The sequence below is a fragment of the Kitasatospora sp. LaBMicrA B282 genome, assembly GCF_050325825.1.
In the GTDB taxonomy this organism is placed as follows: domain Bacteria; phylum Actinomycetota; class Actinomycetes; order Streptomycetales; family Streptomycetaceae; genus Kitasatospora.
This window is the reverse complement of record NZ_JBNQTI010000246.1, coordinates 1-9159: the sequence shown is the minus strand read 5'-3', so window position 1 is coordinate 9159 and position 9159 is coordinate 1. Positions and strand designations below refer to the sequence as shown.

The window sequence follows — 9159 nt, the reverse complement described above, 5'->3', positions numbered from 1 at the left end:
CGCCGCGGGCCAGGCCGAGCCGGTCGCCGGTGGCGGCGAAGACCGGCAGCGCCTCGGTGGCGGCCTGCTCCAGGGCCCGCGGGTCGCGGGCGGCGGCCAGGTGCAGCCGGGCGTGGGCGGCCACGCCGGGCTCGCCGGCGGCCTCCGCCTCGGTCACCGCCAAGGTGAGTGCCCGGTAGGCGGCGGCCCGCTCGCCCATGGTCAGGTGCACCTCCCCGAGGTGCTGCCACAGCTCGGGGCGGCCCGGGTCGCCGGGCTCGGTCAGCTCGGCGGCCCGCTGGAGCAGCGCCAGCGCGCGGGGCAGGTCGACCCGGCGGAGCGCAGCGGTGCCGGCCCGGACCAGGTGCCGCACCGCCCGCTCGCGCAGCGCCGCGGTCGTCGCGTCCAGCCGCCCGACCGCGGCGCGGTAGCGGTGGGCCTGCTCCAGGTGGGCACCGACCGCGGCGTCCGGGTGACCGGCCGCCAGCAGGAACTCCGCGTAGCGCTGGTGCAGTTCGCCGCGCCGCTGCTTGGTCAGCCCCTCGTAGGCGACCCGCTGGGTGATGCCGTTGACGAAGCAGTGCACCGCGCCCGTCCGGGTGGTGCGGCGGACCGGCTGGATGAGCCCGCGCCGGGTCAGCGTGCGCAGCACGGCCGCCTGCTCGGCCTCGCCCGCCTCGCCCGTCCCGGCCGCCCCGGCCAGCTCGGCCAGGTCGGCGGCCTCGAACTCGCGCCCCACCACCGCCGCGTGGCGCAGCGCGCGCCGCTCGGCCTCGGCCAGCCGGTCGATCCGGGCCGCCAGCAGCGCGTGCAGGGTGGGCGGCAGTTGCTGGACCGAACCGGTCTCCTCGACAGTGGCGGCCAGTTGCTCCAGGTAGAGCGGGTTGCCGTCGGCCTGGGCGACGATCTGCTCGGCGGCGGCGCCGGCGTGCAGCGCGAGGTCGACCAGGTGGGCGGCGAGCACGGCGGAGTCGGCCGGGGCGAGGCCGGTGAGGGTCACGGTGGTGGCGTTGGCCAGGCCGGTGCCCCAGCCGGGGCAGGTGTCGACCAGGTCGGGGCGGGCCAGGCAGAGCAGCAGGATCGGCAGCCGGCGCACCTCGTCGACCAGCCGTTCCAACAGGTCGAGCAGGGGCTGCTCGGCGTTGTGCAGGTCGTCCAGGACCAGTAGCAGGGGGTGGGCGGCGCTGCGTTCGGTCAGCAGTCGGGCGATCGCGGCGCAGGTGGCGTCCACCGAGGGGGCCGGGGCGCCGTCCAGCAGCAGCCCGCCGCGCAGCAGGGCGATCGCGGCGGCGGTCCGGGCGTCCTCGGGGGGCTCGGCGACCAGCGGTTCGAGGCAGCCGACCAGCGCGTGCAGCGGGCCCTCGGTGCCGGCCGCCCGGCAGCGTCCGATGCCCACCGGGCCGAGGCCCGCCTGCCCGGTGCCGGCCGGTCGGCCATCGGCCGGGCTGTCACTGGCCGGACTGTCACTGGCCGGACCGGCCCGGCGCAGCCACTCGTCGACCAGCCGGGACTTGCCGATGCCCGCCTCGCCGAGCAAGGTCAGCACGTGCACGTCGCACTCCTCCGCCACCCGCCGCCAGGCCAGGTCCAGCTCGCCCAGGTACCGCTCGCGCCCCACGAACGGCACGTCGAAGCGGCGCGCCTGCTCCGCGTCGGCCCCGCCCAGCCCGAGCAGCCGCCCCGCCTCGACCGGCTGGGCCACGCCCTTCAGCCGCAGCGCGCCGATCCGCTCGACGCTGGGCCCCGGACCGGCCGCGCGCCAGGTCCGGAGACTGAGCAGCACCCCGCCCGGCTCGGCCGCCGCCTGCAGCCGCGCGGCGATGTTGACCACCTCGCCGGAGACCAGGGCCTGCCGGCGGGCCGGATCGACGGTGGTCACCGCCTCACCGGTGTGCACGCCGATCCGGATCCGCAGCCGGACCCGGTGCTCGCGCTCCAGCTCCGCGTTGAGCCCGTCCAGCGCGGCGTGCAGCTCCAGGGCGGCGGCCAGCGCCCGGTGCGCGTCGTCCTCCCGGGTCGCGGTGAGGCCGAAGACCGCCATCACCGCGTCGCCGATGAACTTCTCCACGATCCCGCCGTGCGCCTCGATCCGCTGCCGCATCAGCGCGTAGTAGCGCAGCAGGATGGTGCGCAGCAGCTCGACGTCGAGCAGCCCGGACAGCCGGGTCGAGTCGACCAGGTCGCAGAAGAGCACGGTGACCACCCGGCGCTCCTCGGCCGCCTCCGCGTCACCGGTCGGCACGCCGCAGTGGGCGCAGAACCTGGCTCCCGTGGGCAGGTCCGCGCCGCAGCCGGGGCAGGTGGGCGGCCGATCGGTCATCCGTCAGACCGTCAGGTCGCCGATGCACCACGGGCGTTCCTCGGCGTCCTCGTCCGCCGCGTGCAGCACGACCTCGGGTTCGGCCGGCTCGGCGCACGGCTCCGAGGCGGGCCGCTGGGCCGGCGGCTCGGCAGGTGTCGGCCCAGCGGGCGTCGAGTCGGTCACCGCGATCAGGCCCCTTCCCTGCCGCCGGGCGGACTCCCGGCACGGGCCGAGGCTAGGGCGCGCCGGCTGCTCCCCGGTTTGCGTCCGGTATGCCACCGGTCGCCGGCGCACCGCCAACCCTCCGCATACCGTGGGCAAACCGCCGCCGCCTAGCCTGCCCGCCGTACCGCGCTCCCGATGACCGGCGACCGCCCGTGGACCTCCGGAGGTATCAGTGATCGGCACCCGGCTGGACGACGTCGACGCGCCACGGATGATCAGGACCGAGCGCGGCTGGTGGTTCATCGGCAACGGCACCTGGACCCTGCTGAAGCCGCACCACGTGCTGCCCGACGGCTCGCTGCGCACGGACATCGACGCCTTCCTGCGCGACGAGGGCGCCTTCCGCGAGCGCACCGCCAAGTCCTTCTCGCTCACCGTGCTCACCAGTACCGCCTGCAACCTGGGCTGCGGCTACTGCTTCCAGAACACCGGCCAGGACCCCGCCGGCGGCCACCGGCCACCGCGGATCGAGCGGCAGCTGCTGGACACCGCCACGATCGACCGGATCGTCGACTTCACCGGGCGGCGGATGGCGGACGCCGGACTGCGGCGGCTCTTCCTGCTGCTGTTCGGCGGCGAGCCGCTGCTCAACCCGGCCGGCTGCCTGGAACTACTGCGCCGCGGCCGCTCGATCGGCCTCCACTCGGCCGCGATGACCAGCAACGGCGTGCTGCTGCACCCGCGGCGGGCGGTCCAGCTGCACGAGGCCGGACTGGACGCCGTACAGATCACCTTCGACGGCAGCCGGGCCGACCACGACGCCACCCGGGTCACCCACCGCGGCGGCGGCACCTTCGACCGGATCCTCGCCAACGTCGCGGCCGCCACCGAACGGACCGGCCTGCGCTGGAACTTCCGGGTCAACGTCTCGCACCGCAACGCCGACCGGGTCGGGGAGCTCTTCGCGCAGCTGGACGGCCGCACCGACCCCGGCCGCTGCACCGTCACGCTGGCCTGGGTCGGCGACGCCGGGATCGGCTACCGCAACGACCTGGACCGCAGCGGCTCGGTGGCGGACCGCTTCGTCGAGTGGACGGTGGAGAGCCTGGAACGCGGCTACCGGGTGGTGCGGCCCTCGATGCACACCACCTGCCAGATCTGCTCCATCCCCGGCGGCTCCCAGGGAGCGGTGGTCAACGCCGACGGTACCCTGTTCAGCAGTTGGCAGTCGGCGGGCAAGCCGGGCATGGAGGTCGGACACGTCGACCACGGCTACCTCGACCCGGCGAGCGTGCCCGAACGCTGGGTCACCTGCGGCTACGAGTACGCCCAGGCCGACACCGGGGTGATGGACCGTTTCCAGGACGAGGTCGACGGCCGGGTCCTGGACTACCTGCTGGCCAGCGGCCGGTTGTGAGGGGGAGGGCGGCCATGGCGGCACGGCGCGACCACGTGCTGCGGACCAACGCGAACCTGCGGTGGTCCTTCCTCGGCAACCTCACCTCCAACCTCGGCTCCGCGATCTCCACCCTGGCCTTCCCGCTGCTGGTGCTGAGCCTGGGCGGCAACGCCGTCCAGGCCGGCTCGGTGGCCACCGTCTCGCTGGTCACCCGGCTCGGCTTCCGGCTGCCCGCCGGCGGCCTGGTCGACCGCTGGAACCGGCGGGTGGTGATGCTGGTCGCCGACCTGGTGCGCTGTGCCGCGCTGGCCAGCGTCCCGCTGGCCGCGCTCTGGGTCGCCCCGCGGTACTGGCAGCTGCTGCTGGTCGCCGTCGTGGAGGGGCTGGCCAGCGCGCTGTTCGGGCCGGCCAACTCGGTGTTGATCCGCGACGTCGTCGACCAGGAGCAGCTCTCCCAGGCGCTCGGCGCGGACCAGGCGGCGCTGAACGTGGTCTCGCTGGCCGGGCCCGCCCTCGGCGGTCTGCTGTTCACCGCCGGCCGGCTGGTGCCGTTCGCCGTGGACGCCGCCAGCTACGCGCTCTCCGCCCTGCTGATCCTGCGGATCACCGCCCGCCCGGCGGCCGTCTCCGGCCCCCGCGCGGCCGCGGAGCGCGGCGCCACCGCCGGCCTGCGCTGGCTGGCGGCCCAGCGGGAGTTGCTGGTGGTGCTGCTCTACGCGGCCGTGGTCAACCTGGTGGCGGCCGCCATCGACGTGGTGGTGATCCTGGAGCTGCGCGGGCGCGGCAGCTCGGGCGGCGTGATCGGGGCGGTCGTCGCCTGCATCGGCGCCGGCGGGATCATCGGTGCGCTGCTCGCGCCGTGGCTGGTGCGGCGGTTGACCATCCCAGCCATGGTGCTGACGATCGGGGCGGTCTGGAGCGCCGAACTGGTGGTGTTCGCGGTGGCCTTCCGGCCGGCGGTGGTCGCGCCGCTGCTCGGCCTGATGATGCTGCTCTCCCCGGCAGCCGGGGTGGCGGTCTTCCAGGCGCTGCTCGGGCAGACCCCGCGGCACCTGGTCGGCCGGGTGAGCGCGGCCACCAGCCTGCTGCTCAGCGGACTGGCCGCGGTCGGCCCGATGGCGGCCGGCGCGGCCTACCAGGCGCTCGGCGGCTCCCGGACCTGGCTGACGCTGGCGCTGCTGTCCGGCGTGGCCACGGTCGGCTGCCGGCTGGCCCTGTCGGCCACCCGGAGCCGGGCGGCCGTGGTCGTGGCCGAGCCCGCCGTCCTCGCGCACGCCCAGGGAGACGACTCATGACCGCACCGGAGCCCACCGACCGGCCGGCCGACCGGCTCGCCGACGTCCTCGCCGACCGACCCGCTGACTTCCTCGCCGACCGACCCGCCGACCCGTACCGCTGGTTGGAGGACGCCCGGGACCCGGCGGTGCTGGAGTGGACCGCGCAGCAGGAGGCCGGCTACCGCGCCGCCGCCGACGGCTGGCGCTCCCGGGCGGGCGCGCGGGAGCGGCTGCGCGTCCTGCTGGACCTGGTCGGCGCGCGCTCGGCCCCGCGGCCGGCGGCCGACCGGCTCTTCCTGGCCCGTTGCCGCCCCGGCGCCGAACACCCGGAGCTGGTGGTGGTCGAGCCCGACGGCACCGAGCGGGTGCTGGTCGACCCCGCCCGGGTCGACCCGAGCGGGACCACCACGCTGGAGGAGTTCAAACCCTCCTGGGACGGCCGGCTGATCAGCTGCCAGCTGGCCCCCGGCGGCACCGAGAACGCCGTGCTCCTCGTCCTCGACGTCGACTCGGGCCGACCGGTCGACCGGCCGATCGACCGGGTCCGCCGCAGCACGGTCGCCTGGCTGCCCGACGGCAGCGGCTTCTACTACGTGCGCCGGCTGTCCGTCGACGACCCGTACCACCGGCGGGTCCGCCTGCACCGCCTGGGCACCGACCCCGAGACCGACCCGGTGGTCTTCGGTGCGGACCGGGAGCCCACCCAGCACTACACGGTGCGGATCAGCCCCGACGGCCGCCTGCTCGCCGTCGGCGCCGGCGCGGGCAGCGCGCGCCGCCGCGACCTCTGGCTCGCCGACCTGTCCGCCGACCCGCCCGAGGCGCCGCGCTGGCGTCCGGTGCAGCAGGGCCTGGACGCCCACACGGTGCTGCGCCCGCGCCGCGGCCCGCTCTGTCACCTGACCACCGACCTCGACGCCCCGCGCGGCCGGCTGGTCACCACCACCGCCGCGCACCCCGGCCCCGACACCTGGCGCGACCTGATCCCCGAGGACCCGCACGCCGTGCTGGCGGACTTCGCGGTGCTGGACGGCCCCGAGCTGGCCCGCCCGGTGCTGCTGGTCGCCCGGACCCGGCACGCCGTCGGCGAGGTCACCGTGCACGACCTCGCCGACGGACGCGAACTCCACCGGCTGCCGATCCCGCCGTGCAGCACTGTCGGCCGGCTGCGGGCCGCCGCCCAGGACGCGCACGAGGCCTGGTTCACCTGCACCGGCTTCGCCGCCCCGACCACGGTGCTGCACTACGACGCGCGCACCGGCGCCCTGACGCCGTGGCAGCAGCCGGCGGGCGGGGCCACCGCCGCCGGGACCGTCACCGTCCAGACCGTCTTCACCTCCCGGGACGGCACGCAGGTCCGGATGTTCGTCCTCGCCCCGGCCGCCTCCCTCACGCCGACCGGCACGCCCGAGCGGCCGCGCCCCGCCCTGCTCACCGGCTACGGCGGCTTCGGCCAGTCGCTGACCCCCGTCTACTCCCCCGAAGCCCTCGCCTGGGTCCAGGCCGGCGGCGTCTACGCGGTGGCCAACCTGCGCGGCGGCGGTGAGGAGGGCGAGGAGTGGCACCGCGCCGGGATGCTCGACCGGAAGCAGAACACCTTCGACGACTTCCACGCCGCCGCCGACCACCTGGTCAGCGCCGGCTGGACCACCCCCGACCGCCTCGGCCTCTGGGGCTCCTCCAACGGCGGCCTGCTGGTGGGCGCCGCACTCACCCAGCGCCCCGCGAGCTGCGCGGCGGTGGCCTGCGTGGCCCCGCTGCTGGACATGGCCCGGTACGAGCGCTCGGGCCTCGGGCCCAGCTGGGTCGGCGAGTACGGCAGCGCGGCCGTCCCCGGGCAGCTCGCCACGCTGCTCTCCTACTCCCCCTACCACCGGGTCCGGCCCGACACCCGCTACCCCGCCGTCCTGCTCGCCGTCTTCGACGGCGACAGCCGGGTCGACCCGCTGCACGCCCGCAAGATGTGCGCCGCCCTCCAAAAAGCCACCACCAGCGGCCGCCCCGTCCTCCTCCGCCTCGAACGCGGCACCGGCCACGGCGCCCGCGCCGTCTCCCGCCTGGCCGACCTCTACGCGGACCTGCTGGCCTTCTTCGCCGAGCAGCTGGGGCTGGCGCTCTAGGACCCGGTGACCGCAGCGGCCGGTGCGGGCCGGGGGTCGCGGAAGGTGAACGCGAGCGGCCCGGAGCCGTGTTCGCGCACCATCGCGACCCGGTCCATCGCCTCGGCCAGGGTCGGGCGGTGGCCGGCCGGGATCCACCAGAGGGCCTGGTGCGCCTCGGCCATGCGGTGGAACCACTCGCGACGGCGGGTCAGGACGCGCAGGTGGTCGGAGTGGTAGGTGAAGTCCCGCAGGGCCTCCACCGACTCCCAGACCGAACAGTTGATCAGGAGCAGGTCGTCGTCCCCGTCGACGCTGAGGCCGGTGGCGTCCGCACCCTCCTCGTCCACCATCCGCCAGACGAACCCGGGGCTGCGCTCGGCGAGCCCGTTGATCTCCGGCAGCTGGGCGACGAAGTCGGCCAGCTCCGGTCCGTCCAGCGGGGCGACGAGTCGGCCGACGTTGACCTGTGCGAGCTGAAAACCAGTCATGGGAGCAGCATGGCCCGGCCCGGCTTCTATCGTCAATGGTTTTAGTTTTTAGAGAGCGCCACGCAGCACCCCCCGGGACACGGATCCATCGCCGGCGACCACCCCTCGGACGCCAGACCCTCGACCAGCGCCAGGTTCATCCCGCAGACCAGGGCGGGGAACTCCCGGGCCAGCGCCCCGAAAGGGCAGTTGTGCAGGCGCAGCGTCTCCCCGTCCCAGAACGGCTGGTAGCCGCGTTCCCGGAGCACCTCAACCAGGTCCGCACCGGCCGCTGCCGAGTCCGCCGCCGGGTCCGCCGCACCCGCGGCCTTCGCCGCGGCCTGCAACTCCCGGTCCAGCCCGGCGTTCTCCACCACCTCGGCGAGCAGCCGGGCGGCCGCGTCGTAGGAGCGCGGCGGGACGGAGACGGCATGCTCCCCGTCCGCCCGCCGGTACACCTTGGCCGGCCGCCCCGCCCCCGGGCCGGTGCGCCCCGACAGCCGCCGGAAGTCCACGGCCAGCAGCCCGGCCTCCACCAGCTTGTCCAGGTGGAAGGCGGCCAGCGACCGGGAGATCCCGACCGCTTCCGCCGCGGCGTCCCGCCCCACCTCGCCCGGACTGGCGGCGACGTGTCGATAGAGCTGGCGGCGCACGGGATCGCCCAACTGGCCCAGCGCCGCGAGTGCGAAGTCTTCAGCAGTCACGCGCGGATTCTATGACCAACGGGCGTAGGCAGAACAGGCTCGACCGGCCCGCCATGCCCTGGCAGCTGCGAGGCCAATGAGCGAGATACTCCCGCACCTACCAGCTCATACCGATCGGTAGGTGGGTATCTGCGCAGTCACGGGGGTACCACCACGGCGACCTCGCCCCACCGCCACCAGGGAGCAGTAGATGAGCAGACCCGACGCACCTGCCGCCGTCCGCCTCCACGGACTGCTGGACGAGCCGGCCGAGCTGACCGTCGCCCAGTTGCGCGAGCTGCCCTCGCAGCACGTCGACGCACGCTTCGACTGCCTCGGCAGCGGCGAGCGGCGGCACGGCTTCGACGGCCCCCGCCTGTGGGACGTCGTGCGCGCGGCCCGCCCCCGGGTGGACCTGCACGGACGCAAGGAGCGCCTGCGGTTCCTGCTGACCGTCACGGGCACGGACGGCCACTGCGCGGTCCTCTCCTGGGCGGAGATCGACCCCGAGTTCGGCGGGCAGCAGATCCTGCTGGCCACCAGCATCGACGACGCACCGCTCGACGGCGCGGGCCCCCAGCTCGTGGTGCCCGGGGACCACTGCGGGGCGCGGTACATCAGCGGGATCACCGAGGTCTGGGTGGGCCCGTTCGGGCGGTGAACCCCGCACCCGGAGTCCGCGCCGCGCGCATCGCCGGGCCGGCAGCGGCTCGCCCGTCAGGCCCGCCCCCGCCACCACGGCCCGGCGCCGCCGCCGAGGGTCGGGGGCGGCGCCTGGCGCGGGA

General features: G+C 75.6%; 8 protein-coding genes. 4 read left to right on the top strand and 4 right to left on the bottom strand.

Annotation, left to right across the window (positions count from 1 at the left end; genetic code table 11):
• Both ACQRUO_RS36805 and ACQRUO_RS36800 read right to left on the bottom strand, forming a co-directional pair.
• On the bottom strand, positions 1 to 2299 hold a 2299-nt coding region (locus ACQRUO_RS36805), incomplete at its 3' end, for an adenylate/guanylate cyclase domain-containing protein (protein WP_428320530.1).
• 3 nt (positions 2300 to 2302) lie between these two features.
• The gene (locus tag ACQRUO_RS36800) at positions 2303 to 2464 is read right to left on the bottom strand and encodes a hypothetical protein (RefSeq protein WP_428320529.1); all 162 of its coding nucleotides are present in this window, start codon (positions 2462 to 2464) and stop codon (positions 2303 to 2305) included.
• A gap of 214 nt (positions 2465 to 2678) precedes the next feature.
• Here ACQRUO_RS36800 and ACQRUO_RS36795 point away from each other — a divergent pair, with 214 nt between their 5' ends.
• The 3 genes from ACQRUO_RS36795 to ACQRUO_RS36785 are packed head-to-tail and all read left to right on the top strand — an operon-like array spanning position 2679 to position 7242.
• Entirely contained in the window at positions 2679 to 3863 is a 1185-nt protein-coding gene (locus tag ACQRUO_RS36795) for a radical SAM protein (protein ID WP_428320528.1), read from the top strand.
• 14 nt (positions 3864 to 3877) lie between these two features.
• Positions 3878 to 5140: an MFS transporter gene (locus ACQRUO_RS36790; protein WP_428320527.1), complete on the top strand. Its 1263-nt coding sequence runs from the start codon at positions 3878 to 3880 to the stop codon at positions 5138 to 5140.
• Positions 5137 to 7242, top strand: coding sequence for a prolyl oligopeptidase family serine peptidase (locus tag ACQRUO_RS36785; protein WP_428320526.1), 2106 nt, complete (start codon positions 5137 to 5139; stop codon positions 7240 to 7242). The genes ACQRUO_RS36790 and ACQRUO_RS36785 overlap by 4 nt, the downstream gene beginning before the upstream one ends.
• Here the strand turns inward: ACQRUO_RS36785 and ACQRUO_RS36780 are convergent.
• Positions 7239 to 7712, bottom strand: coding sequence for a DUF3291 domain-containing protein (locus tag ACQRUO_RS36780; protein WP_428320525.1), 474 nt, complete (start codon positions 7710 to 7712; stop codon positions 7239 to 7241). The two genes, ACQRUO_RS36785 and ACQRUO_RS36780, sit on opposite strands and share 4 nt — an antisense overlap.
• Positions 7713 to 7753: 41 nt before the next feature.
• Positions 7754 to 8395 carry a helix-turn-helix transcriptional regulator gene (locus ACQRUO_RS36775; RefSeq protein ID WP_428320524.1) on the bottom strand — a complete coding sequence of 214 codons (642 nt, stop codon included), beginning with the start codon at positions 8393 to 8395 and terminating at the stop codon, positions 7754 to 7756.
• Between the two features lie 190 nt (positions 8396 to 8585).
• Between ACQRUO_RS36775 and ACQRUO_RS36770 the strand changes: the two genes are divergently transcribed.
• Entirely contained in the window at positions 8586 to 9035 is a 450-nt protein-coding gene (locus tag ACQRUO_RS36770; RefSeq protein WP_428320523.1) for a molybdopterin-dependent oxidoreductase, read from the top strand.
• The last annotated feature ends 124 nt before the right edge of the window (positions 9036 to 9159 follow it).